Genomic DNA, 24061 nt, shown 5'->3' on the forward strand with positions numbered 1-24061 from the left:
CCAGAACCGGATCTCGGATGGCGTTTTCGAGGAATCTCTTGCCGCGGCGGCAGATTTCGCCTGTGGGAGATTGAGTTCGATTCCTCGCCAACTAGTGTCAGCAATCGAAACGGTCGTCATGTCGGAACTGTCCGAAGAAGGTGCGAGCACCACTGTTCAGGACTGCTGCATCTGTCTCGACAGTGCAGTTAGGGGCCCATCTGAGGGTTACGACATGGCTTCTGCGAGCTGGTACATGCTCGAGCCCTTGTTTCGATCCGTGTCTGCGCGGCTCTTCGGGGCTGCGGATGTAGGTAGCGATTCGGAAGAAGATGCTGAACTGGTCATGCTCGAGGACCCTGTGTTGCGCCAAGGTCTCTCGGCGGTCGAATTCTCGATCGGCCAAGTGTCTGCGAATCCGATTGACGATCTCCTTCTATCGCAGTTGCAGTCTGCTATGTCAGCCATCCGGCCCTAGAGTGGTTGTGGGTTGGTTATCTCGTCACGGTTCATGCGAAGTTGTTGTCAGTTGCGTCGTGAGCTCGAGCGCGCAGGCCGTGCACCGGACCCGTTGAAAGGTCCGCAGCGGCGAATGGCGATCAAGACGGCGACCGGTTGGATTCGACGGTACCCCGACGGAAGCGCACTGACTGGCTGGACGCAGTTTAGGTGGTAGGAGGAACCTGTGAGAGGTGAGAAGCTGGGAGAGGTTGACCGGTCCCTCCTGCCAGCTTTGTGCGGTCGGTGCTATGCCCGCGCGAGGCGAGCTGCATCAGGAGTTGCAATGGTGAGTGCGGAAGAGGTTGCGTGCGCAGAAATCCTTCTTGCCATTGACCCACTGATTGATCAGGTCCGCGGACGCGATGCACGCCCGAGTGTGTCGCATCAAGCGTGGAATTCTTTGAGTATTTTCATCACGAACCGGGAGTTTGATGACGGGATTTCAGGTCGTGCCGCATGGCTTGAGGATAAGTTGGGTCTCGGATGGTATGTGTATCGCACGATAACCACGTCCTCTGACGCTCTAAAATACGCTCGCGACTGCCTTTCTGCTGCGTGGTCGAATATGGGTCTCCTCACCGATGACGCGCGAGAGCTGGGCTGGTCCGGCGTCGACCTTGGTGATGCTGAATTGGCTAGTCAGCTGGACGATATCGACAGGCTGTTTTCGTACCTCGAAAGGGATCTTGAAACTTCATGGGAGTGGACTCGTGACGCGTCCGACGCTTTTCGGATTGTCTGGGAGCGCGGGTAGAGCAGGCCAGCATGAGCTAAACCCTTTGTGCCATTAGTCGGCAGGGCTGCGCAGGGTGCCAAGCAGCGCATCAGTTCGGGGGACGCAGATCTGTCCTTCTTGCATGGCCGCAGTCGTGAAGGAAGGGCTCTAAAAGGACTCTTCGGCACGGGATTCGGATGGTCCCGGACGGGAAACACGCGACTTAAGGCGATGTATCGTGGCGAACGACATCTCGGGCCTCATGGCGGGCCTCGCCGGGCTTCGAATGATACCGGTGGTGGAAATCACGGGCCCGGCGAGTGCGAAGTTGCTCACGCGGGTATCTGTTCTCGCGACCGGCGAGAGCCCAATTGAGCGACGGGTCTATGCGCAGTGGTTCAAGTTCTGCGCGTTGCGCTCCCGCGATCTGCCTGAGGAGGATCCGCGATATCTACGGGCGTCGGCTGGCGAGGTCGCTGTCATTGCGTGTCTGCCAAGATTCTCCTATACGGGAGACGTCCCGCAGACCTCACGGACCTGGTCCTCGAGTTCTGGGAGTCTTGCGACGACCTGATTTCGGAAGGCGCCGCAGGCGCGAACATTCACCAGCGCGCGGGAGAGTCGTTGGAGTCATTGGAGAAGGTGCGCCTAGAAAACGATCGGGAGAGTTTGACGGCGGCTAGTGACACCGGGCTTAGCAGGCTCGCCGTGCAGATCCTGAACGTTCAGCTGGCTATCCGTGCTGCTGGGATGGCTGTCGCGCGAGCGGCTGGATGGGGAAAGTCGCACGCGATGACGCGACCCTGCACGCCGTTTCCGCTTGGAGAAAACGTCGCACGGACTGCGGGGCCTGGGACCATTCCTTGCGAGAAACAAGCTTCAGAACGGCGGTCGATGCCTCGTTCGGTTGGGTGAATGATGCTGCAGGAAAATTTAGCCAGATTGAAAGAGGTCCTCCGTTCGGCGGGGCGACCAGTAGTCGATGCGCTACTGCCTGGTATCGAGATCGACGGATCGCGCTCGACGCAGGGTTCATTTCCGGACGACGCGCGAGTGTGGTTCGCTTGGACGTCGGGGTTGAGGGAATCCCCTGTCCTGACGGTCGATGAATCTAGTCTGATTCCAGGATATTATCCAATTTCACTCGAAGAGTCGCGTGGGTATGTCGAGGCGTGGGGTGCTAATGCGGCGCATGACGTGGGTGGGGAACACTATCTTCCATTTCTCGGGGCTCCGAACGGGGACAACTACGCGTTCGTGTGGTCGCCCGACGAGTACACAGGGATTGCTGGATTCCTGGTTGGTGAGAGCGTGGAGATTGAGTTCACTTCCCTCGAACAGATGCTGAATTATGTACTCGAGTGCTACGCTGAAGGGGCATTTTACGCAGACTCGGCAGGCCTGCTTTCAATGAATGCAGATCTTTGTGACGCGATACTTGAACGAATTCAAGATTGAACGCAAATCGGGCTAGGGTTCACGACGTGGATGTCAACAAACCGCAAGATCTTCCGAAGAGGTGGGACGGCGATTCGAGCCCGATCGGTGGCGGTGAATACTGCAATTCTAGGAAGCGGTGCGCCGGGGCCACTATCTTCGATTCGCTTGGTACGGGGGCTGAGCCAAACGCGTATGTGCGTGACAGAGTCAGTACTGTCGCCGTCATCGATGCTCGGACCGCAAGTGGAGAGATCCGGCGAGTGGCCGCGGGCTCTGGTGTAAGGGTTGACACCTGCTCAGGCCAGTGCTGTGAGGGCGAACGAGATCGTGGCGGACAATATCCCTGGAACACATGCAGAGCAAAACGCCCTCCCGCACATCAACAAGATGGGGTGTGGACGCCTGTCGCTGGAAGGGCATCTCGAAACGTGTGTCGTGATGTGTGTGCCGTGTTGATCCGCACCACGGGTGGCAGAATGACTGGGCGGATATTCCCCGGAAATGGGATCAAGGCGACTCGTCAGAGGAGCTTTGAATGGTAGTGGATGAGCGCGTGGCGGCCGCGTTGCAGCGGGCGTCGTGGCCCGTCATTGACATTTTCGTTGCAGGATGTGTCGAGCGGTCTGCTCAAGCGCTAAAAGCAGGGCTTCGAAAGGAAGTATTCGGCGTCGGATGGGGGGCACTCGAGGAGCGGAAATACCAGAACGCGGGTGATGTATGGTGGTTAACGATGTACCGGGCTTGATGGCGGGGCTAGCGGTATTGAGAATGCTTCCGGTGATCGAGGCGGTCCAGCCGCCTGAGGTTCGGCCCTTGACCCACGCCGCTGCTCTTGCTGTGCGCAATGCTCCGGTTCGACGATGGATTGCATTTCAGAGGTTCAAAGTGACGGCTCGTCGCGCGGCACATTTGAGTGCGAGTGACCCTGAATTCTACAGTGGTGGGGCGGCGGATGTCATACTGTTTTCGTGTCGCACCTCCTTCTCCTTCATGGGTGATCGCCTGTCGGAGGTTGAGGAATTGGCGACAACTTTCTGGAGCGAGTGCGACTTGCTCATAAATGAGAATCGATCAGGAATGTCAAAAGCTCCAGGAGAGTTGGAGGAGAAGGAGCTTTCCTATCTTGAGTCAGACAAGATCGGCCTAAGTGATGCTGGGGACCCTGCCAGCTATTACACGGCTAAGTGCTTGGAGATACTGAATCAAGCTCCGCAAATGCAGCATGTTGCGTCGGGGATTGCTAATATTGTCACGGCGGGCGGCATGGGGTCCCGGTGACACACTTCAGCCTTCCTGGGTGAACCGCATCTCTTGGGCAAGATGCACGCCGAAGGCAAGCGACTCGAAGTATCGATAGACCTCGGGGCCAAGCCGAACTCTCGCTCTCTCCGTGGTTCATGTCGATCGCGGAGATGCAGAGCGAGAATCGTCAGTGGGTCGGCGATTTTCGATAGGGTAATGCGGACGAATATCTGGGAGACAGTGCCTCGATCGAAAATCCGGGCGACATCGATCCAGAGATGTCCCTAATTATCGCCGACCTGGGCCCGATCAACTTGTGGCGTTGGACTACCGCTCGGGTAAGAACTCGCCCTCGGTGCTGTACCTCCGCTCACAAGGTGGCTGGGTTCTCATATGTGCCTCGGTCGACGAGTTGATCCGCCGGATGGAGGGTGGATCGAATATTGGCGACTAGATGAGGGCCGGGCGCGACTCTTCGGCTGATTCCCCATATTGGTTCCGCCATTTATTTCCCTTGGCGGACTGGTCGACCGGCGTCGTCTGCTTGCACTTATGTCGGTATCTGCGCCGGTAGTGTGCGGAGCGCATTCCGCGGGTCAGCATGAGCTGGTCGCAGTCGTCGATGTCGCAGGGCTTCGTGGGCAGGGGTGGGCGTTTGCGGCGGCGTAGGTGCCAGTCGCGGTCGGGCTGCGACGCTGTCACTTCGTTCGCGTCGCACCGTTCGGCCAGATGATGTCGACGGGGACTCCGGCGGCGCGGGCTTGGGTGACGGTGTCGGCGGTGCCGCCCTTGCTGGTCGGTGGTTGCCCATCCCAGACTGCGAAGAGGCGGTCGGCTCGTTCGATCAGTACTCGGTTGGCTGCCTCGTAGGCTTCCCGGCCGGCCGAGGTGAACGGCAGGACCGTGACGTCGGCGGCCTGCACGAGCTTGTCGAAGGTCGGGGCATGATCCGGCTTGACCTTGGCCTGTCGGTAGTCCTGGGACGGGATGACCACGTGGAGCTGTCCGCCTGCAGCCAGGACGGCTTCGGCGAAGAGGGTGTCTGCGCCGCGCGCGATGCAGGAGATGCCTGTCACTTGCCCGACGGCGGTCAGTGGGGCGAGGAGTTCGTCGAGCGCTGCGCGTACGAGGGGGATGCTGTCCGGAGAGAGATCCATATGGCCGGTCACTGCGATGGTCACCACGGGGAGATCGTTCCACGACGGCTTCCCGGGTGCCCTCCGTTCTCAGCGGGGGTGGGAGAGTCACGCGTGCTCAGCCTGTCTTGGAGGCGTGCGTGCCGGAACTGGTACACGGCGCCGACCTGCCTCAGGACGCCCCGTCGGTGCGCGTCGTCCAGGAAGTCCATGACCTGCCAGGGCAGGGCGCCGCGCCATGCCAGCCACGTTCGCGCGACGCCGAAACAGTTCCACGCGGACGCCCGTCCTCTGACGAGGCTTACCACGAGGCCCACGCTCGTTCCGATACTCAGGCCCAGCGCGAGCGCGAATCCCACGCCGATCGCCGGGATGCCTCCTCCCATCCCCGCCGAGACACCGCCGCCGAACCCCACGGTGAGTGCCCCGCCGAGCCCGACCCCGACCTCGAACGTCAGTGACGACATCCGGTCTGCCCGAAGCGCCGAGCCGGGGGTGACGGCTCGCGAGACATCCGCAGGATGGCCGAAGAGCGACACGAGACCGAAGACCAAGGTGCCGCCGATCGCGAAGATGACACCGGAGCGCAGCCCGTCCTCGATGTCGCCCAGGCGGCCGCCGAAGAGCCCGGCGCCGAAGCCGATCGTGAAGCCCGCGAGCAGCCCTGCGACGGACCAGCGCAGGATCCGTCGGACATTACCGCGGAGGGCGACCCGGGCGCTCGACGGCACCTGAGGTGTCCTCAGCCCTCCGACAGCGCCGTACACCAGCCCGCCGGAAGCCCCGCCCATGAGGCCGACCGCCGTCGCGGTGTGCTGCTCGATCATCGTGGCGCCGACCGCGTCGAGCCCGAGCGCGAAGAGCAAGGCGAGGGTGAGCCCGTACACCGGTCCGATGACCGCCCCGAAGGCCACGGCGAAGATGGCGGCCCGAGCGACTCGCGGAACGCCGTCGATGAGGTTCCACCAGGCAATATCGCGGGTCTCGCCTCTCGCGTTCTGCCGCGCGAGGTAGGCGAGCCATCGGCCTGCCCGATCGGAGTCGTACCGGCTGCGCCTCCCCGTGGGTCCGAGGCTGCCCGCATAGACAGCCGGTACCAGCTGGTCGAGAAGGTGCTCTTCGATCCGGACACGATCCGACTGCCCGAGCTCCAGCAATCGAGCGGTGTCCGCGGTGGTTCGGCTGTACCCGGCCCGTGCGAGCGTGATCATCAGCGGGCTGGACAACGCCCGCGCCAACGGTCCGCGTGGATCGCGTCTGATCTGGCGGAAGACCGGCTCCCATTTCGCGGCCTGCTGCGGCGGCGTGGACTGCAGCAGATACCGTCGGGCCTCCTCGCGCTCGACGGGGCGGATCTCTACGACCGCCGCGGCAGCGAGGGGCTCCTCCGCAGCGGCGACGGCGTCCGGCGACGATGGCGTGCGCTCGAAGATCTCGCGGTACTCGTGGATACGACAGGTGACCACGATCGGATCTGCCGTGGCGCGGCTCTCCGTGAACGCGAAGTTCATAGCCTGCAGGGCAACCGCTCGCAGGTGTTCGGGTACTTCGTCGAGGCCGTCGAGGATCGGGAGGACGAGGTCGTCACGTAGGAGCGCTTGCGCCAGGCTGATCGGCGCGGCGGACCCACCACCCGCGACAGACGCGTTCAATCCCGGATACATCTCGCCCAGCTGATCCGCGATCCATTCGCGCAGGCCGCGCTCTTCGGGGTTCCACGAGGCCATCGGAAGAAGTACCGGCACCATCGTGCCGCGCGCCCGTCGCTCCATCAGCTCGAGGAGAAGCTGGATCGCCAGAACCGTCTTGCCCGCTCCTGGCTCGCCGAGGACGACCAGCCGCCGGGTCGGCAACTGCAGGAATCGCTCCGAGACCTCGGCGAGGCTCCCGGTCAGCAGCCGTCGATGCTCCGTTCCTTTCCCCCACAGGCGTGGAAGTTTCCCGCGGATCGCACCGAGGCTCGGCATCAGACCGGGGTCAGCAGCGGTCCAGCGGAGGGCCAGAGGCAGGGGATGGTTCAGGCCGCGTCGCGTGGCCTCCTCCAGCCACTGCTCGCGAACCACGCCGGCAAGCTGTTCGAGGATGCTCACCTCGCTGTTCGGCGCCAGCTTCCCGGGCACGGGAGCGAACGCCCCGAACCACAGGGTGATCGCGCCCAGGAGAAAGCTGCCGATGCTGGCCAGTTGCTCCGTGAGTTCGAGCCCGCCGTCGAGCATGAAGTAGATCCCCGCACCCACGAACAGCAGCATGCTGCCGACCGCGAACACGACGCGCCATCGGGCCAACGCTCCTCGCCTCCCACCGCCCCCTGGGCACCGGCTCTGACCTGCTGGATCACCGACGGTAGCGGGCGTGGTGGTGAGCTGTGAACCCTTACACGCGATCGTCGCGACAAGCGCCGGCCCTGGGGCTACCGGGCGCACCGGGCGAACGAATGCCGGGCGAATGACTCGACGGCGTCGACGACGGCGCTCACCGAGTGTCGACGTGTTCGAAGCCGGGCTGACGGGATCGGTCGTGCGCGCTGATGCACACCCAGCCTCCTCGGCCAGGCAGCCAGACCTGCTGAACAGGCGTCGAACCGTCCACGTACGCCCGGGTGTGCAGGCGTGTTGTGGTCGCTAGCGTGGTGGTTCGCCGGTTCGGGGAGCGGCATCGCCGCTCGTACAGGAGATGGAGACGACGGATGAGCGCTGGCGCGGTAGTCAAGGTGGGGCGTCGGGGGGCCCGGGGGATCGTGATCGACGACGAGGGCCGCCTGGTCCTGATCAAGCGGACCAAGCCCGGGCAGGACCCGTACTGGACCTCGCCCGGAGGTGGCGTCGAGGAGTCGGACGCCACGGTGGAGGACGCACTGCGCCGGGAGCTGGCCGAGGAGCTCGGTGCGACGGCGGGTGGGTATCAGCAGGTGTTCTTTGCCTCGGACCCGACGGACGCGGGTGTGGCGATCCAGTACTTCTTCCTCGCGCGGCTGAGGTCGTTGAACCTGACGGAGCAGTACGGGTCGGAGTTCAGCAAGCCCGAGCGCGGCGGCTACGACCTGGACTACGTGCCGTTGACTGACGACTCGCTCGGCGCCATCGATCTCAAGCCGGTGGAGCTTAAGGAGTTCGTGCTCGCGAACCGCGAAGCGCTGCTCGCGGAGGCGGGGTTCACGGCCTGACGGGGCGTTCATCCCTCCCGCACGAGATACGCCGGGGTCAGTTCCAACGTCGCTAGAGGGTCAGTCTCAACGCGCCGCCGACAGTCATTCTTCGGGTGGGTGGCTGTAGTTGCGGATGGTGGCTTACGCTGCTGGAGACCGGCCGTCCGCCGTCGGACGCCGTCGTGGCGGCGATGCGTGGGCTCGTGGGTGCCGGTCACTTCCCGGTGCTGGCCACGGGCCGGACCCTGGTTGGTGGGATTCAGGCGGCGCAGTGGCTCGGACTGCGGGGTGCGTTCCTGGTCACGTCCAACGGCGCGATCACGGCGCGGATCGCCGGCGGGAAGGTGACGATCATCGAGCGCTCGTCGGTCGATGTGGAGAAGGTGGCGCGGTACGTCGCTCCGAAGATGCGGCTGCGGATGGCGGCGGAGATTCCCGGGCACGGCTACCGGGTCAGTGCCCGGTTTCAGGCGCACGAACTGTCCGGGGTGTTGCAGCCGTCGAACCTGGAAGGGCTGTGGGCGGCTGCGACGCCGCGTCTGTCGTTGGCCGGGTCTGGTGCGGGATGGCTGGTGGACGACCTGCGGAAGATGGGCATGTCCGCCCACTGCCCGCACTCGGAGTGGGTGGATGTGATGGACGGCAAGGTGTCCAAGTCGGCCGCACTGGAGCGGGTGCGCGTAGCCCTCGGCATCCCTTCGGCCCGTACGGTCGCGGTCGGCGACGGTACGAATGATGTCGACATGCTGCGGTGGGCGGCGCGCGGGGTGGCCATGGGACACGCCTCGGCGTCGGTGCGGGAGGCCGCGAACGAGGTCACCGGCACCATCGCGGAGGATGGCGCGGTGTGGGCGCTGCGGTCGGTGATCGGCCGGTGAACGTGTTCGACGCGAGGAGGACTTCGCCGCGGAATCGGCCGCGCAGGACGGCGTGTGGGAGGTGGGTGACCGGGTGCGGCGGGTGGGCGGCCCGGAGATCCTGCTCGGCTCGGTCGGCACCGTGGTCCAGGTCGGCATCCCGGGGAAATGGTCGATCAAGGTGGCTGTCGACGCCCGGATCGGGTTCGGGGAAGTCCTTTGCGCCGTCAGGGAACTCGCGCCTGATGACGAGACCGAGGGCACGGGGGTGCCGTGACCCAGGGTACTGGTCGGCTACGTCGTCGTGTGCAGCAGGTAGCTCCAGGCCTGGCCGTGACCAGCGTCCTCGCCGATAGTGTTCGGCGTCATGGGTGACCGGTATCTGGCGTTTATTTCGTACAGCAGGGTTGATTCGAGGTGGGCGACGGCTCTGCACGAACGACTCGAGCGGTACCGGGTACCTCGCCCGCTGCGCGCTCGGGCCGGCCTGCCGCGGGGCGGGCGGGTCCGGCCCGTGTTCCTTGACACCAGTGAACTTGCGGCTGCCTCGAGCCTGGACGGCGCTCTTCGCGAGGCGATCGACAGGTCTCGGCGATTCGTCTTCCTGGCGTCGCGGGCAAGCGCGACGTCGCCCTTCGTGCGCGACGAGATCCAACATCTGCTGGACTCGGGGCGGGCGTCGGACTTCCTGATGGCCGTCCTGGACGGCGAGCCGGGTGAGCGGCTCCGGCCCGGCGTCGTGCCGCCGTTCGCCCAGGACCTCGCCTCCGGGACGATCTGGGTCGACGGTCGGGGCACCGATATTCCGACGCAGGAAGCCGTCCTGCGGCTTGCGGCGGGGATCCTCGGGGTCGGTTACGACGAACTGCATCAGCGGGACCGGCGACGGCGCCTGCGGACGATCGCGGGCTGGATTGCGTTCGCGGTCGCTCTGGGTGCTGTCGTCGGCGGGATCCTGTGGCAGCAGCATCTGCAGCGCGAGGCGCTTGAGCCGCTCGCGCAGGAAGCGGCCTTCGTCGAGTACCGCGAGGCCAGGATTCGTGAGGAGATCGACGGCGATCCGGTGTTAGGGACGGGGAACATGGTCGTGGTCCAGCGGGCCGAGGACCTCAACGGCGACGGGTTGCTGGACTTCTTCGCCCGGGACAGCGAGCCAGGTGTGTGTGGTTCTGCCGGATGCCCGATGGGTCTCTACATGACGCGATCACTTGGCGATTCCTACGAGTCGGTTCTTAGCCTGTATGGGCTAGGGGGAGTACCGCAGACCCGCGAAGAAGAAGGCCATGAGTTCAAGGCGGTTCTCGGGGAGGACTTCGTTGTGGACGGCGCCCCGATCTACTCCGTCTACCGGTGGGACGGCGAGGCCTACGCCCTCTCGGAGTACGAATTCCACTGTGCGGGGACCGCTACGGAGTTCTGCGGGCCGTCGGGCAACCGCATCCTGCCAGCCGATGAGCATGCCGTTGCGATTTCCGCGGGCGTGCCACTGCGAGTCGCACCGCATGCGGAGGCGCAACCGATCTGGCAGTCTCTTTCGGAATACGATCCCGATGAGATGAGGATCGTGGGGCATGTGGAGGGAACGACCTGGTACCTCGTCCAGTCGTGGAAGACGTTCTGCGGATTCGTCGATGCCGCAGACCGGGCTTCTTGAGCGGCCTCAGGCGTCACTCCTGCGGTTTCGGCGGCCGCGGGGAAATCGCGCTGAGCACCGCGGTAACGAGGAAGGTCGGATAGAAACGGTGACCGCCAACCTCGAGTTCTCCGTCTCGCCCGCTGAATAGCGCGCTCACACCGAGAAGTACTTCGCCTCCGGATGGTGAAAAACCAGCGCGTCCGTGCTCTGTTCCGGATGCAGCTGCAGCTCGTCGCTCAGCTCCACCCCGACCCGCTCGGCCCGCAGCAGCTCCATGATCTTGTGCCGGTCCTCCATGTCCGGGCAGGCCGGGTAGCCGAGCGACATGCGCGCCCCGCGGTACTCCAGCTTGAACATGCCCTCGACGTCGTCCGGTTCCTCGTCGGCGAAGCCGAGCTCGTCCCGCACGCGCGAGTGCCAGAACTCGGCCAGCGCCTCGGTGAGCTGCACCGACAGGCCGTGCAGCTCCATGTACTCGCGGTAGTGGTTGCCCTCGAACAGCTTCGCCGTGTGCGCGGCCACGGTGTCACCCACGGTGACGAGCTGCACGGGCAGCACGTCGTACCGCCCGGTCTCCTCGACCCACGAGCGCGGCTTGATGAAGTCGGCCAGGCACAGGTGCCGGTCGCGGCGCTGCCGCGGGAAGGTGAACCGCAGGCGCTCCGCTCCCGGCGAGCCGCCGGACCCACCGTCGGGCGCGGTCAGCCCGGCCAGGCCTGGCCCGTGGTGCGCGACGACGACGTCGTCCCCCTCCGACCACACCGGGAAGTACCCGTACACCACGGTCGGGTCGAGGATCTGCTCGGTGCGGATCCGGTCGAGCCACTCCTTGAGCCGCGGCCGGCCCTCGGTCTCGACCAGTTCCTCGTACGAGGCGCCGTCGGCCGAACGCCCCGGCTTCAGTCCCCACTGCCCCATGAAGGTCGCCCGCTCGTCCAGGAACGCGGCGTAGTCCGCGAGCTGCAGCCCCTTGACGATGCGCGTACCCCAGAACGGCGGCTCCGGCACCGGATTGTCCAGAGCGACGTCGGACCGTTCCGGCAGGTCCTCCGGCGCGGTCTCGGTCACCTTCACCACGTTGTGCCGCCGCGTGCGCAGGGCGGGCAGCCCGACGTCGTCCGGTGACGCCCCGCGCGCGATCTTGACCAGCGGCTCCATGAGGCGCAGGCCCTCGAACGCGTCGCGGGCGTAGCGGACCGTGCCGTCGAACATGCCGGCCAGGTCGTCCTCGACATACGTCCGCGTCAGCGCGGCCCCGCCGAGCAGGATCGGCCAGCGCTTCGCCAGGCCCCGGGAGGACAGCTCCTCCAGGTTCTCCTTCATCACCACGGTCGACTTCACCAGCAGGCCCGACATGCCGATCACGTCGGCGTCGTGCTGCTCGGCGGCCTCGATCATGGCGGAGATCGGCTGCTTGATGCCGATGTTCACGACCGTGTAGCCGTTGTTGGTGAGGATGATGTCGACGAGGTTCTTGCCGATGTCGTGCACGTCGCCGCGCACGGTCGCCAGCACGATGGTGCCCTTGGAGCCGTCCTGCCCCTCGACCTTCTCCATGTGCGGCTCCAGCAGCGCGACCGCCGCCTTCATCACCTCAGCGCTCTGCAGCACGAACGGGAGCTGCATCTCGCCCTTGCCGAACAGCTCGCCCACCACCTTCATGCCCTCCAGCAGGTGGTCGTTGACGATGTCGAGCGCCTTCATGCCGTCGTCGAGGGCCACGGTGACGTCGTCGTCCAGGCCCTTGCGGTTGCCGTCGATGATGCGGCGGGCCAGCCGCTCGCCGACCGGCAGCGCGGCCAGCTCGGCGGCGCGCGCGTCACGCATGGCGGCGGTGTCGACGCCCTCGAACATCTCCAGCAGGCGGGCGAGCGGGTCGTAGGTGAGCTCGCCGTTCTCGTCGTACCGGCGCCGGTCCCAGACCAGGTCGAGCGCGACCTCGCGCTGCTCGTCCGGGATCGCGTTCAGCGGCAGGATCTTCGCGGCGTGCACGATGGCGCTGTCCAGGCCTGCCTCGGCGGCCTCGTGCAGGAAGACCGAGTTCAGCACCGTGCGCGCGGCCGGGTTCAGCCCGAACGACACGTTCGACACGCCCAGCGTCGTGTGCAGGCCGGGGTAGCGGCGCGTGATCTCGCGGATCGCCTCGATCGTCTCGATGGCGTCGCGGCGCGTCTCCTCCTGGCCGGTCGCGATGGGGAAGGTGAGGCAGTCGACGATGATGTCGTCCACCCGCATTCCCCAGTCCTTCGTGAGCGTCTCGATGAGGCGGGTCGCGATCGCGACCTTGCCCTCGGCGGTGCGGGCCTGCCCCTCCTCGTCGATCGTGAGCGCGACGACGGCGGCGCCGTGCTCGACGACGGCCGGCATGATGCGCGCGAAGCGCGACTCCGGCCCGTCGCCGTCCTCGAAGTTGACCGAGTTCACGACGCCGCGCCCGCCGAGCAACTCCAGGCCCGCGCGGATCACCTCGGGCTCGGTCGAGTCGATGACCAGCGGCAGCGTCGACGCGCTCGCCAGCCGGGAGACCACCTCGCGGACGTCGGCCACGCCGTCGCGCCCCACGTAGTCCACGCACACGTCCAGCAGGTGCGCGCCGTCGCGGGTCTGCGCGCGGGCGATGTCGACGATGTCGTCCCACCGGGACTCCAGCATCGCCTCGCGGAACGCCTTGGACCCGTTCGCGTTCGTGCGCTCGCCGATCGCCAGGTAGGAGGCGTCCTGGTGCAGGTCGGTGTGCGAGTACAGCGAGGCGACGCCGTTCTCCCGCTCGGGCCGCCGATCCGGCAGGGGGTTGCCGCGGACGACGTCGACCACCTGGCGCAGGTGCTCCGGCGTCGTCCCGCAGCAGCCGCCGACCAGGCCCAGCCCGAACTCGCGGGTGAACTGCTCGTGCGCGGCGGCCAGTTCCTCGGGCGTGAGGGGGTAGGTGGCGCCGTGGGGTCCGAGCTCCGGCAGGCCCGCGTTCGGCTGGCACATCACCGGTACCTCCGCGTGCCGGGCCAGGTGGCGCAGGTGCTCGCTCATCTGGTCCGGGCCCGTCGCGCAGTTCAGGCCGATCGCGTCCACGCCCACGGCCTGCAGCGTGGTGAGCGCCGCGCCGATCTCCGAGCCCATGAGCATCGTGCCCGTGGTCTCCACCGTCACCGACGCGAGGATCGGCACGCGGTGCCCCACCTCGGCCATCGCCTGCCGCGAGCCCGCGATCGCGGCTTTCGTCTGGAGCAGGTCCTGACTCGTCTCGACGAGGATCGCGTCCGCGCCGCCCTCGAGGAGGCCTGCCGCCTGCTCGGCGAACGTGTCGCGCAGGTGCGCGTACGTGGTGTGGCTCAGGCTGGGGAGCTTCGTGCCCGGGCCCATGGAGCCCAGGACCCAGCGGGGATGATCCGGCGTGGTGTGGGCGTCGGCGCGCTCGCGGGCCAGGGCGGCGCCCGCGCGGGCGAGCTCGCGGATGCGGTCGTCGATGCCGTAGTCCGACAGGTTGGACCAGTTGGCGCCGAACGTGTTCGTCTCGATCGCGTCCACGCCCACCTCGAGGAAGGCGTCGTGGATGCTCGCGATCAGGTCCGGGCGGGTGACCGTGAGGATCTCGTTGCAGCCCTCCATGTCCTGGTAGTCCGCCAGGGTGGGGTTGGCCTGCTGGATCATGGTGCCCATCGCGCCGTCGGCCACGACCACGCGCTCGCGCATCGCGCTGAGCAGCGCGGTCGCCCGCTCGGGCATGGGGAGGACCGGGGCGGCGGATGGTGCTGTCACGCCTCGCAGCGTAACCCCGCGGGAGGCCGCGAGGCGGGGGAGGACCGCGGTCCGGGATCCGGCTCCCAGGCTGTCGGCCGGGGTGCGGTGGATCGGCGCGAGGGCTGATCCTGGGAACGTGCCGGGCCGCCGAGCGTCCGGTGTCGATCGGGAGGTGGACGGACAATGGAGATCGAACGAGGCGAGCGCGAGGCTCAGGAGATCGTCGGGCTGCGCGAGACCGTGCGGATGGACGACCTCGCCGAGTTCTTCCCCCGCGCGATGACGGCCTCCGCCGAGGCGCTCGCGGAGCGGGGAATCGAGCCGAGCGGTCCGGCCGTCGCGCTGTTCGAGCGCGCGGAGGGCGACGCGTTCGACGTGACGGCCGGGTTCCCGGTGCCGCCGGGCGCCGCGCCGTCGGACGCCGTCGTGGCGGCGATGCTGCCCGGGGGAGCGACCGTCGAGGCGATCCACGAGGGGCCCTACGACAGCCTCCGGGACGCGCACCGGGAGCTCACCGAGTGGTTCCGGGAGAACGGGACGGACGCCCCGCGGGCCGTGTGGGAGGAGTACCTCGTGGGCCCGGAGACCGAGGACGACGCTGCGCGGTGGCGGACGCGGCTCGTCTACCCGGCCGGCTGATCGGGGGGGGCGACGTCGTGCCGTCGTGCCCGTCCGCTCAGGCCGCCTGGCTCACGACCGCCTCGATGCGGGCCGTGGCGCGGCCCACGCCGTCCTCGGCGGCGATCCGGCGCCCGAGCTCGGCCGCCGTGTTCCGCACGGCGTCGCTCGTGGTCACCTCGTGCAGAGCGGCGGCGAGCCGCGGCGCGGTCAGCTTCTTCTGCGGGACGGGGGCGCTGCCCGCGCCGAGCTCTGCCACGCGCCCGCCCCAGAAGAACTGGTCGATGATGAACGGGCAGATCACCGACGGCTTGCCGGCGCGCAGTGCAGCGGCCGTGGTGCCCGCTCCGCCGTGGTGGACGACGGCGGCCACGCGGGGAAAGAGCCAGTCGTGCGGGGCCTCGGTGAGGGGGAGCACCGTGTCGGGCAGGTCCCCGGGCGCCAGGCCGCCCCAGCCGGTCGCGATGACGCCGCGCACCCCGGCCGCCTGGAGCGCCTCGACGACGGCGCGCGTGATCCGTTCCGGGTCGCGGCCGGCCATGCTGCCGAAGCCGACGTACACCGGCGGCTCCCCGGCGTCGAGGAAGTCGGCCAGCTCCTGCGGCGGCGTCCAGTCCGACGCGTCGTCGACGAACCAGTAGCCGGTCATCTCGGCGTGCGCGGGCCAGTCGGCCGGGACGGGGACGACGGCCGGGCTGATGCCGTGCAGGACGGGGATCGGCCGCCCGGCGGCGTCGTGCGCCATCATGGCCGCGCCCTTGCGCGTGCGCAGCCCGAGGGTGTCGCGGCGGAACGCGTTGACCATGCGGTCGTAGCCCGCGAACCCGGCGGCGACCAGGCGATAGGTCGCCCTGTTGTAGCCGGGGCCGAGCGGCAGGCGAGGCATGCCCACCACAGGGAAGTCGCCGGTCGGCACCGACACCGGAACGGGGATCGCGAGCACGGCCGGCACGCCGAGCGCCTCGGCGGCATGCGGCGCGGCCAGCGCCTTCGGGTGGTAGACGACGACGTCGGGCCGCACCTGCCGGGCCACGTCCCACACGTCGCTCATCAGGCCGCGGTTGATCGGACCCGCCTGCCGGGCCAGCCGGAGGTTCGTGCGGACGGCGCCGAACACGTTCGTGGAATCCTCCAGCGCGGCATGCCCCTCCTGCGAGTCGACGAGCTTCAGGAAGTCGTCGCTCAGCCGGCCGTACGACAGGCCGTGCCCGGTGACGAGCGGCCCGAAGCGCTCGCACGTCGCGACGGTGACGTCGTGCCCGGCGGCCCGCAGGCCCTGGCCCAGGGCGACGTACGGCTGGACGTCTCCGCGTGAACCCACGGTCGCCACGAGAATCCTCGACATGGTCAGCCTTCCTCCTCGCGCGCCTCGCGGGCACGGAACTCGTCCAGGAGCGCCGGGATGCGCTCGATCATGTAGGCGTAGACGTCCCGGGTGTGCCGCAGCCGGCGAGCCTGCGGCGCGTCCTCGTCGCCCATCAGGTCGAGGCCGCGCTGCATCACGTCGATGAAGGCGCGCATCTTCGCCGTCGGGTCGATCGCCCGCGTGAAGGCGTCGGGATGGATCTCGTACGCGTGACCGCGCCCCTCCGCCGGCACCCGGCGCACCATGCCCGACTGCTCGAGGGCCCGCATTCCCGTCGACACCGACGCCTTGGACAGCCCGACCGCCTCGCGGATCTGCACGGCCGTCTGGCGCGGCGGGTCGCACACCAGCAGCCAGCCCAGCAGGGTGCCGAACGCCGGGGTGGTGCCCATCTGCGCCAGCACGAGCCCGACCTCCTGCGCGTACCGCCTGCCGACGTCCGGGTCCATCGCGCCTCCGCTCAGATCGTAAAGTTCAAGAAGTACTGAACTTTACGATACACCACGGGCCGGGTGGCGCGAGGACGTCTCCCGCGCGCCGGTGCGCGAGGCCGCGCCGTGCTCGGCAGCGGGCGCGGGGCGGGCCCGCTCGATCGAGGCTTCCCCGCGCGGGCAGAGGCCGTCTCACCAGGCAGTAGAGTGCACGGCGTGAGCAACAGGGGAGCTTCGGCAGGGGACTCGGAGGGGCCCGTGAGCCCCGGGACGGGAGACGGCGACTCGGAGGGCACCACCCGGATCCAGGACCTCGCCGGCCGAATCGGAGAGGTGGTCCGCCGCCGGCCACGGGTGCTCGCCGTGACCGCCGGGGCGGTCGCCCTCACGACGCTCGGCGCCGGCGGGATCGCCGCCCTCGTGAACGACCGGCCCGAGGCTCCCCGCCCGTCGGAGGTGAGGCTGACCAGCCCCGAGGACCTTCCCATGCCGGTGCTCGTCACGGAAGGCGAGAGCGTGGGGGACGCGGAGGGCACGGCGAAGTCGGTGGACCGCCTCCTGAAGAAGGCGCGCAACCGGCTCGTGGAGGCGGTCGAGTCCGGTCGCGCCGTCCACGCCGCCGCTCAGGACACCGCGTCTCCGTCCGCGCTGGCGAACCTGCGCGCCGCGCTCGACAAGGCGTCGGAGACGCTCGCCGTCGTGCTGCCCGACGACGCCGGAGTCGCCGAGCGCACGGAGCATCTCAAGGCGCTGGACGCCCGCCGGACCGCCGTTCTCGTCGCGGCGTCGGCCGTCACCGAGATGCGCACGGTCACCGAGCTGCCCGGGGAAGCCACCACCACCGTCACGGACGACGACGCGGACACGGCCGGCGCCGGCGGAGACGGCGGGAGCGGCAGCGGCGCCGGGAACGGCGGCACCTCCGGTGGCGACGCCGGGGACGACGGCGACGGGTCGGGCCAGGGCGGTGGCGGGACCGATCCCGGCGCAGGGGGCGGAACCGGAGGCGGCGAGCCCACGGCCGAGCCGACGGCGGACCCCACCGCCGGTGGCGACCCGACCACCGAACCGACAGGCGATCCGACCACCGAACCGACGACGGAACCCACCACCGACCCGACCGCGGAACCGACCGACGGCGGCGCGGACGGCGGCGAGGCGTCGGCCGAGCCCACCACCGGCTCCGACGCCGCCGGAAACACGTCGGTGCCGAGCGCGGAGACGGCCGCGTCCGCGGAGTCCGGCGTCATCCGTCCTGGGCCGGCAGTCGCCACGGCCTGACCCGGCGCCGGTCGGACGTGACATCGGCCGGATGCGACGCCGGTCCGACTCGGTCACCGCGTACTCCATCGACCTCTGAAGCAGCCGAGGTCCGGCCGGCCGTCGAGGCCTCCAGCGCGCTCCGCCGCCGACTCGCTCGGCCGGGGGCGCGTTCCGCGTCGAGGTCCGCGCCGGGGCGTGGCGAAAATCCCGTGCCTGACGCCGCCGTCGCGCCTAGCGTGAGCGTATGAGCACCGCCGACGCCGTCGAACCCGCGACCTCCGATGTCGCGACCCAGGATGCCGCAGCCCAGGACCCGCCGCCGCCGGCCACCACCGTCGCGGAGCGCGTCGCCGCGCCCGCGACCCTGCCGCCGGTCACCGCCGGCGGGCTGGCGTGGCGCGGCGCCCGGCGCGAGGACGCGCCGGTGATCCTGGCGACCCTCAACGCCCTCGCCGCGGCCGACAACGACCCGTTCCGCTGGTCCCTGGCCGAGATCGAGGAGCGGCTGGCGGCTTCCTACCGGGACCTCGACAACGACTACCTGCTCGGGTTCGAGGGCCCCGGCGAGGGCGCGCTCCGCGCGTTCGCCGAGGTCGACGTCTCGCCCGGCGACGCGACCGTGGCGCGCGCCATCCTCCTGGGCGGCGTCCATCCCGACCGGCGCGGCGAGGGCATCGGGCGGGAACTCCTCGCCTGGCAGATCGCGCGCGGGCGGCAGAAGCTGGCGGCGTCGGCGCTCGCGGACGCACACGTGCCCGCGTGGTTCGTCGTGCACATGGAGGACGACGGGCCGAAGACGCTCGCGCGCACCTACGAGCGCGCGGGGTTCGTCGTGCGGCGGTACTACTCGGACCTGCGCCGCGACCTGTCGGTCCCGGTCCCGCCGGCGAGCACGCCGGACGGCACGCTGCGCCTGGTGCCGTGGACGCCCGAGTTGGACGAGCCGCTGCGCCTCGCCCGGAACGACGCGTTCCGCGACCACTGGGGCAGCCAGCCGCGCACCCGGGAGACCTGGGCGGAGTACCGCACGGCGTTCATGCCGGCGTGGACCTTCATGGTTGTCGACGACGCGCCCGACGTCGACGCGCTGCTCGCCTCGCCCGACACCGACGACGAGACGGCCGCCGCGCTCCGGGCGGGTGAGCCTCTCGTGGTGGCGTACCAGATCGCGTCGAAGTACGTCGAGGACTTCGAGGTGCGCGGCTTCACGTTCGGCTACTCCGACAACGTCGGCGTGCGTCGCGCCTACCGGGGCCGCGGGCTCGCTCCCGTGGTGATGACGGCGGGGATGCGGGCGATGGCCGACGACGGGATGCAGTACGCCGCGCTCGACGTCGACACCGCGAACCCGACGGGCGCCGTGGGGCTGTACGCGGCACTCGGGTACGAGAAGCAGCACGGATCACGGATGCTGCTGATCGAACTGTGACCCCCGGTGGGGGAGCCCGCTCGGGGCGGTTGATCACGGTCCGGGCACGGCTACGGGCAGGAGCGCGGTTGTGCTCGCGGTTCCTGCCCGGGCCAGTAGTCTCTGCGCTGTGACGCGCGACGAGGGACGCGATGACGCACGGGACGACCGGCGGGGCCCCGGCGACGAGGAGACAATCGGCGAGCTGAACGGCGAGCCGATCGGCGCGCCCGCCCTGCCGCCCTGGACGGGCGAGGTGCGTGGGCGCGCGGCCGACGGCGTGACCGGGCTGCTGCGGACGCCGGGGGCGCAGTGGGCCGCGACGGCGCTCCTGGTGGTGGTCGCGGTGCAGCTCGTGATCGCCGGGCCGTGGGCTCCGGTGCGGCTCTCGGTCGCCGGCGCGACGATCCACGTCGCGCAGCTGCTGCTCGCGGCGATACCGATGCTCCTGGCGCTCACCCTGTTCCTGGCGACGCCGCCGCGGTTGCTGCCCGGGTCGCCCGCCGGGCGGCCGGGTCTCGTGACCGGGCTGCTCGCGGCGCTCTGCCTGACCGCCGTGGGAGCACTCCTGCCCGGGGTCTTCTACCCGTTCTGGCAGTGGGCGGCGATCGGTATCCCGCTGATCGTCCAGGTGGCGTTGATCGTGGCGTTCGCTCAAGCGAGCGACGTGTTCCTGGCCGGCACGCCGACGGGCGGCACGCCGACCGGGGCGCCGGCCGCTGCGCCGCCGTCGGGCGCGACGGTGATCAGCGAGCCCGCCATCGACGCCCCGCTGATCGGGACAGCTCCCCACCCCGGACGGCGGGTGCCGACGGCCGCGATCGCGGCGTACGCCGCCATCGGCATCGCCGTCGCGGTCGCGGCGATCCTCGCCGTGCCCGACGTCGGCGGGGGAGCCTGGTGGGCGCTCCTCGAACTCGTCGAGTACGCCCTGGTAGCGACCATGGCCGTGCTCGCGTGGGGCGTGGACCGGCTCGCCGGTGTGGGCGGGACCCTGTACGTCGTCGGCCAGGCCCTGTCCACGGCGCACATCCACCTCTTCGCGCTCCCGGCGCCGTCGACGTGGATCCCGATCGTCCTCCCGCTCATCACGTGGGCCTACGTCCTGGCGCTCACCCTGATCACGGCGGGCGCCCTCCGCCGGGCGCTCGGTACCGGTCGGACGCTCAGGACGCAGTGAATACTGCCGGCCTGGAGTCCAGCGGTTCGTCCAGCAGGTCCCGCACGCGACCCGCCACGACCGGAAGGTTCTCGGCGAAGATCTCCCAGATGATCTCGAAGTCGACGATGTCGTATCCATGCGCGACGACGTTGCGCGTGTCCTTGAGGTTGCGGAGCTCCAGATCGGGGTGGTCCTCGATGAAGCCCGGAGCCTTGCGGTCGAGGCGGGCCACGACCTCGCCGAGCCGGACGAGGAGATCCTCCGCGGCGTAGCGGAGGAACTCGTCGTCGTCATAGGCGGGCTTCCCGCGTCCGACCAGGCGGGCCGCGGCGTCGGTGTGCAGCAGGAGGTCGCCGAGCAGCCGCGAGACCACCGGATCGATCGTGCCGGTCACAGCGGGACTGCCTCGTCCAGGATCTCCCGGTGCCGGTCGTCGAGCCCGCCCTCGCTCACGACGTCGACATGCACCCCGAGCAACTCCTCGACGTCGCGGGCGATCCGCCCGAACGTCCACGCGGCCCCGGGCGGGACCGACACGAGGATGTCGAGATCGCTGGACGAGGTGTCCTGGCCGCGGGCCACCGATCCGAAGACGCGAGGATTGCGCGCACCATGCCGGGCGATGATCGCGCGAATCTCCTGGCGGTGCTCGTCCAGGGCGTCCGCCGGCCGGCGGAGGGCATGGCGGATGCGCTCGAGCATCGCCGGTGACGCATGCCGCCGCCCCGACTCGTACGCCGAGAGGTTCGACTGCGCGATACCGGTCAGCTCCGCGAGTTGCTTCTGGGTGAGCCCAGCCGCTTCGCGCTCGGCCCGGAGATCGGTCATGCGTCGAATATATCAGTGATAACTTCGGGCGCCCTGCGCCGGGCGCTCGGTACGGGGTGGGACGTCGTGGCCGGGGCGTCGACACCGCGACCACCCCGGCCACACGGGTCAGAGGGCGCGCAGGAGGGGCAGGACGTCCTCGCCGAACTGGGTCAGGAAGCGGCGCTGGTCGTGGCCCGGGCCGTGGACGACGAGATGGTTCAGGCCCGCGTCGACGTACGGCCGGATCATCTCCACCGCCTGCTCCGGCTCCGAGGCGACGATCCAGCGCTTCGCGATCTGCTCGATCGGCAGCTCGTCCGCCAGCCGCTCCATCTCCTCGGCCGACGTCACGCTGTGCTTCTGCTCCGGGGTCAGCGAGAGCGGAGCCCAGAACCGCGTGTTCTCCCGCGCCGCCGCCGGGTCCCGGTCGTAGGAGATCTTCAGCTCCAGCACCTTGTCGATCCCGGCCGGATCGCGCTCCGCCTTCGCCGCGCCCTCGGCCACGCCGGGCAGCAGCTTCTCCGTGTACAGGTCCATGCCCTTCCCCGACGTGCAGATGAAACCGTCACCCGCACGCCCCGCGTACCGGGCCACCATCGGGCCCCCGGCCGCGACGTACACGGGTACCGGGTTCTCGGGCCGGTCGTAGATCGTCGCGCCCACGAGCGTGTAGTACTCGCCGTCGTGATCCACCGACTCCTCGGTCCACAGCCGCCGCATCAGCGCGACCGCCTCCCGCAGCCGGGCGAACCGCTCCTTGAACTCCGGCCACTCCCGCCCGCTCACCGCGATCTCGTTCAGTGCCTCGCCCGACCCCACGCCGAGCACGACGCGCCCCTCGGTGAGCAGCGCCAGCGTCGCGAACGTCTGCGCGACCACCGCCGGGTTGTACCGGAACGTGGGAGTCATCACACTCGTGCCGAGCGTGATCCGCTCCGTACGCTCGCCCGCGGCCCCGAGCCACGCCAGGGCCGACGGCGCGTGCCCGCCGTTCGCGCGCCACGGGAGGAAATGGTCCGAGATCCACGCGCTGTCCAGGCCCGTGTCCTCGGCGAGAACCGTGAAGTCCACCAGGTCCCGGGGCCCGAACTGCTCTGCGGATGCCTTGTAGCCGATCTTGAGAGTCACAACCGCGACCTTACGCCCCGACACCGACAACGACACCGGGTCCTGACCCCGACCCGGCCTGACCGGACTCCGGTCGAGCGGGACAGGTCCGGCCCGAACAGGACCGGCTCGGCCCGACCGGCCCGACCGACCGGACTCCGGCACGCGTCGTCGGCGCGGCGGCGCCGGACCGTACCCTCGGTCCGTGACGACCACCCTGCCCGATCGCCCCACGCACGTGCTCCTCGACCTCGACGGCACCCTCACCGACTCCGCGCCCGGCATCATGGCCTCCCTGCGCACCGCCTTCACCGAGACCGGGTTCCCCGTGCCCGACGACGCCCGGCTGCGCCGCTTCGTCGGGCCACCCCTCGGGCTCTCCCTCGCCCGCGCCGCTCTCACCGGCGACCAGGCCGAGGCCGTCGTCGCCGTCTACCGGCGCGAGCTCGAAGCCGGCGGCATGTACGACAACAGCGTGTTCGACGGCGTCACCGACCTCCTCGCCACCCTGCGCGACGCGGGCACCACGCTCGTCGTCGCCACCGCCAAGCCGCAGCCGCTGGCCCGCCCGATCGTCGAGCACTTCGGGCTCGACCGGTACCTCACCGGCGGCATCGACTCCGTCTTCGGCCCCGCCATGGAGGGCGCGGGGGAGCACGCCGGGAAGGAGAAGGTCGTGGCCCGGGCGCTCGCGGCCTCCGGCGGTGACCAGGCGGGGGCGTCGGCGGTGATGGTCGGCGACCGGGAGCACGACGTGCACGCCGCGGCGGCGAACGGCATCGCGACGATCGGCGTCACCTGGGGGTACGGCGAGCCGGGGGAGCTCGAACAAGCCGGCGCGGCCGCCGTCGTCGGCTCGGCCGGGGAACTGCGCGCGCTGCTGCTGGGATGAGTGCCTCGGCCAGGTGCGGTCGGTGCGTTGTCCCGGCGGTCGGTCTCCCGAGTGGCCGACCGCGTCGACAACGGCCGACCGCGTCGCTTCAACGCGTGTCGCCGCAGCCTCCGTCGGTGCTGCCCGCGTCGCTTCAGCCCTGGAGGCGCTGCATCCACTCGTGCGGCCCGTCGACCTGCTTCCAGCCGAGGTCCTCGTACAGCGCGCGTCCCTCGTCGGACGCCCGGAGCACGATCCGGGCGAGGCGCAGCGGCGCGAGGTCGGCGAGGGCGCCTTCGACCAGGAGGCGGGCCAGGCCGCGGCGGCGGTGGCCGGGATCCACGACGACGTCGGCCAGCCAGCCGAACGTGGCAGCGTCGGTCACGACGCGGGCGTAGCCCACGAGTTCGCCGGACTCCCGCACGTACACCGCGTAGTTGCGCGACCCCGCGATCGCGGCGTCCTGCGTCTCGCGGGAACGCCCGGCGGCCCAGTAGGCGTACTCGGAGAGCAGCGCGTGCACCCGCGCCGGATCGATCCGGCTGGTGTCGGCGGAGAACTCGTACTTCGACTCGTCGGCGACCATGCGTCGCAGTCAACCACGTGCCCCGGGCGCCGCCGAGGACGTATTCGCCCGGC

At 69.2% G+C, this 24061-nt stretch carries 22 protein-coding genes; 13 read left to right on the forward strand and 9 right to left on the reverse strand.

The window, feature by feature from the left end; translation table 11 throughout:
- The 4 genes from IIE03_RS25750 to IIE03_RS09500 form a co-directional block, all read left to right on the forward strand.
- On the forward strand, positions 1-457 hold a 457-nt coding region (locus IIE03_RS25750; RefSeq protein WP_225997521.1), incomplete at its 5' end, for a hypothetical protein.
- Between the two features lie 309 nt (positions 458-766).
- On the forward strand, positions 767-1234 hold the full coding sequence (locus IIE03_RS09490) for a hypothetical protein (protein ID WP_192862515.1): 468 nt from the start codon (positions 767-769) through the stop codon (positions 1232-1234).
- Positions 1235-2110: 876 nt separating this feature from the next.
- On the forward strand, positions 2111-2653 hold the full coding sequence (locus IIE03_RS09495; RefSeq protein ID WP_192862516.1) for a hypothetical protein: 543 nt from the start codon (positions 2111-2113) through the stop codon (positions 2651-2653).
- Positions 2654-3448: 795 nt separating this feature from the next.
- On the forward strand, positions 3449-3913 hold the full coding sequence (locus IIE03_RS09500; RefSeq protein ID WP_193107585.1) for a hypothetical protein: 465 nt from the start codon (positions 3449-3451) through the stop codon (positions 3911-3913).
- Positions 3914-4575: 662 nt separating this feature from the next.
- Here the strand turns inward: IIE03_RS09500 and IIE03_RS09505 are convergent.
- Together IIE03_RS09505 and IIE03_RS09510 are read right to left on the reverse strand one after the other, a co-directional pair.
- Entirely contained in the window at positions 4576-5061 is a 486-nt protein-coding gene (locus IIE03_RS09505) for a hypothetical protein (RefSeq protein ID WP_192862518.1), read from the reverse strand.
- Positions 5055-7298: an NACHT domain-containing protein gene (locus IIE03_RS09510; protein ID WP_192862519.1), complete on the reverse strand. Its 2244-nt coding sequence runs from the start codon at positions 7296-7298 to the stop codon at positions 5055-5057. The genes IIE03_RS09505 and IIE03_RS09510 overlap by 7 nt, the downstream gene beginning before the upstream one ends.
- Positions 7299-7699: 401 nt before the next feature.
- Between IIE03_RS09510 and IIE03_RS09515 the strand changes: the two genes are divergently transcribed.
- From IIE03_RS09515 to IIE03_RS09530, 4 genes are all read left to right on the forward strand, one after another.
- Positions 7700-8176 carry an NUDIX domain-containing protein gene (locus IIE03_RS09515; protein WP_192862520.1) on the forward strand — a complete coding sequence of 159 codons (477 nt, stop codon included), beginning with the start codon at positions 7700-7702 and terminating at the stop codon, positions 8174-8176.
- A 95-nt stretch (positions 8177-8271) separates the two neighbouring features.
- On the forward strand, positions 8272-9036 hold the full coding sequence (locus IIE03_RS09520) for an HAD family hydrolase (RefSeq protein ID WP_318842893.1): 765 nt from the start codon (positions 8272-8274) through the stop codon (positions 9034-9036).
- Between the two features lie 61 nt (positions 9037-9097).
- Positions 9098-9292 (forward strand): hypothetical protein, encoded by a 195-nt coding sequence (locus IIE03_RS09525; RefSeq protein ID WP_192862522.1) that lies wholly within the window; start codon positions 9098-9100, stop codon positions 9290-9292.
- A gap of 90 nt (positions 9293-9382) precedes the next feature.
- Positions 9383-10669 (forward strand): toll/interleukin-1 receptor domain-containing protein, encoded by a 1287-nt coding sequence (locus IIE03_RS09530; protein ID WP_192862523.1) that lies wholly within the window; start codon positions 9383-9385, stop codon positions 10667-10669.
- 135 nt (positions 10670-10804) lie between these two features.
- Here IIE03_RS09530 and metH read toward each other — a convergent pair whose 3' ends face one another.
- The gene (gene metH, locus IIE03_RS09535) at positions 10805-14371 is read right to left on the reverse strand and encodes a methionine synthase (RefSeq protein ID WP_192862535.1); all 3567 of its coding nucleotides are present in this window, start codon (positions 14369-14371) and stop codon (positions 10805-10807) included.
- Between the two features lie 198 nt (positions 14372-14569).
- Here metH and IIE03_RS09540 point away from each other — a divergent pair, with 198 nt between their 5' ends.
- Positions 14570-15025, forward strand: a complete 456-nt coding sequence (locus IIE03_RS09540) for a GyrI-like domain-containing protein (RefSeq protein ID WP_192862524.1) — start codon at positions 14570-14572, stop codon at positions 15023-15025.
- Between the two features lie 37 nt (positions 15026-15062).
- On the opposite strand, the gene IIE03_RS09545 is transcribed toward IIE03_RS09540, so the two are convergent.
- Together IIE03_RS09545 and IIE03_RS09550 are read right to left on the reverse strand one after the other, a co-directional pair.
- Positions 15063-16349: a glycosyltransferase gene (locus tag IIE03_RS09545; RefSeq protein ID WP_225997522.1), complete on the reverse strand. Its 1287-nt coding sequence runs from the start codon at positions 16347-16349 to the stop codon at positions 15063-15065.
- A gap of 2 nt (positions 16350-16351) precedes the next feature.
- Positions 16352-16819 carry a GbsR/MarR family transcriptional regulator gene (locus IIE03_RS09550; protein WP_192862525.1) on the reverse strand — a complete coding sequence of 156 codons (468 nt, stop codon included), beginning with the start codon at positions 16817-16819 and terminating at the stop codon, positions 16352-16354.
- A 240-nt stretch (positions 16820-17059) separates the two neighbouring features.
- Here IIE03_RS09550 and IIE03_RS09555 point away from each other — a divergent pair, with 240 nt between their 5' ends.
- From IIE03_RS09555 to IIE03_RS09565, 3 genes are all read left to right on the forward strand, one after another.
- On the forward strand, positions 17060-18082 hold the full coding sequence (locus tag IIE03_RS09555; protein WP_192862526.1) for a hypothetical protein: 1023 nt from the start codon (positions 17060-17062) through the stop codon (positions 18080-18082).
- 226 nt (positions 18083-18308) lie between these two features.
- Positions 18309-19493, forward strand: a complete 1185-nt coding sequence (locus IIE03_RS09560) for a GNAT family N-acetyltransferase (RefSeq protein WP_225997523.1) — start codon at positions 18309-18311, stop codon at positions 19491-19493.
- Between the two features lie 109 nt (positions 19494-19602).
- Positions 19603-20652: a hypothetical protein gene (locus tag IIE03_RS09565; protein ID WP_192862527.1), complete on the forward strand. Its 1050-nt coding sequence runs from the start codon at positions 19603-19605 to the stop codon at positions 20650-20652.
- Here IIE03_RS09565 and IIE03_RS09570 read toward each other — a convergent pair.
- The 3 genes from IIE03_RS09570 to fgd all read right to left on the reverse strand — a co-directional run bounded on the left by IIE03_RS09570 (position 20639) and on the right by fgd (position 22572).
- On the reverse strand, positions 20639-21028 hold the full coding sequence (locus IIE03_RS09570; RefSeq protein WP_192862528.1) for a HepT-like ribonuclease domain-containing protein: 390 nt from the start codon (positions 21026-21028) through the stop codon (positions 20639-20641). The two genes, IIE03_RS09565 and IIE03_RS09570, sit on opposite strands and share 14 nt — an antisense overlap.
- Entirely contained in the window at positions 21025-21462 is a 438-nt protein-coding gene (locus IIE03_RS09575; RefSeq protein ID WP_192862529.1) for an XRE family transcriptional regulator, read from the reverse strand. Before IIE03_RS09575 ends, IIE03_RS09570 begins: the two co-directional genes overlap by 4 nt.
- 108 nt (positions 21463-21570) lie before the next feature.
- On the reverse strand, positions 21571-22572 hold the full coding sequence (fgd, locus tag IIE03_RS09580; RefSeq protein WP_192862530.1) for a glucose-6-phosphate dehydrogenase (coenzyme-F420): 1002 nt from the start codon (positions 22570-22572) through the stop codon (positions 21571-21573).
- A gap of 184 nt (positions 22573-22756) precedes the next feature.
- Here fgd and IIE03_RS09585 point away from each other — a divergent pair, with 184 nt between their 5' ends.
- A complete protein-coding gene (locus IIE03_RS09585) occupies positions 22757-23443 on the forward strand; it encodes an HAD hydrolase-like protein (RefSeq protein ID WP_318842894.1) in 687 nt (228 codons plus the stop codon).
- Positions 23444-23576: 133 nt separating this feature from the next.
- On the opposite strand, the gene IIE03_RS09590 is transcribed toward IIE03_RS09585, so the two are convergent.
- A complete protein-coding gene (locus tag IIE03_RS09590) occupies positions 23577-24008 on the reverse strand; it encodes a GNAT family N-acetyltransferase (protein ID WP_192862531.1) in 432 nt (143 codons plus the stop codon).
- Positions 24009-24061 lie beyond the last annotated feature (53 nt).

It is taken from the genome of Myceligenerans pegani, assembly GCF_014892515.1.
Lineage (GTDB): Bacteria > Actinomycetota > Actinomycetes > Actinomycetales > Cellulomonadaceae > Myceligenerans > Myceligenerans pegani.

Excerpts from the sequence above, each read along its gene's own strand:
- IIE03_RS09515 (WP_192862520.1), top strand. The coding sequence starts at position 7,700 with ATGAGCGCTGGCGCGGTAGTCAAGGTGGGGCGTCGGGGGGCCCGGGGG.
- IIE03_RS09560 (WP_225997523.1), top strand. The coding sequence starts at position 18,309 with ATGAGCACCGCCGACGCCGTCGAACCCGCGACCTCCGATGTCGCGACC.
- metH (WP_192862535.1), bottom strand. The coding sequence starts at position 14,371 with ATGCCCGAGCGGGCGACCGCGCTGCTCAGCGCGATGCGCGAGCGCGTG.
- IIE03_RS09550 (WP_192862525.1), bottom strand. The coding sequence starts at position 16,819 with ATGGACCCGGACGTCGGCAGGCGGTACGCGCAGGAGGTCGGGCTCGTG.
- IIE03_RS09545 (WP_225997522.1), bottom strand. The coding sequence starts at position 16,349 with ATGTCGAGGATTCTCGTGGCGACCGTGGGTTCACGCGGAGACGTCCAG.
- IIE03_RS09540 (WP_192862524.1), top strand. The coding sequence starts at position 14,570 with ATGGAGATCGAACGAGGCGAGCGCGAGGCTCAGGAGATCGTCGGGCTG.
- IIE03_RS09575 (WP_192862529.1), bottom strand. The coding sequence starts at position 21,462 with ATGACCGATCTCCGGGCCGAGCGCGAAGCGGCTGGGCTCACCCAGAAG.
- IIE03_RS09590 (WP_192862531.1), bottom strand. The coding sequence starts at position 24,008 with ATGGTCGCCGACGAGTCGAAGTACGAGTTCTCCGCCGACACCAGCCGG.
- IIE03_RS09530 (WP_192862523.1), top strand. The coding sequence starts at position 9,383 with ATGGGTGACCGGTATCTGGCGTTTATTTCGTACAGCAGGGTTGATTCG.
- IIE03_RS09495 (WP_192862516.1), top strand. The coding sequence starts at position 2,111 with ATGATGCTGCAGGAAAATTTAGCCAGATTGAAAGAGGTCCTCCGTTCG.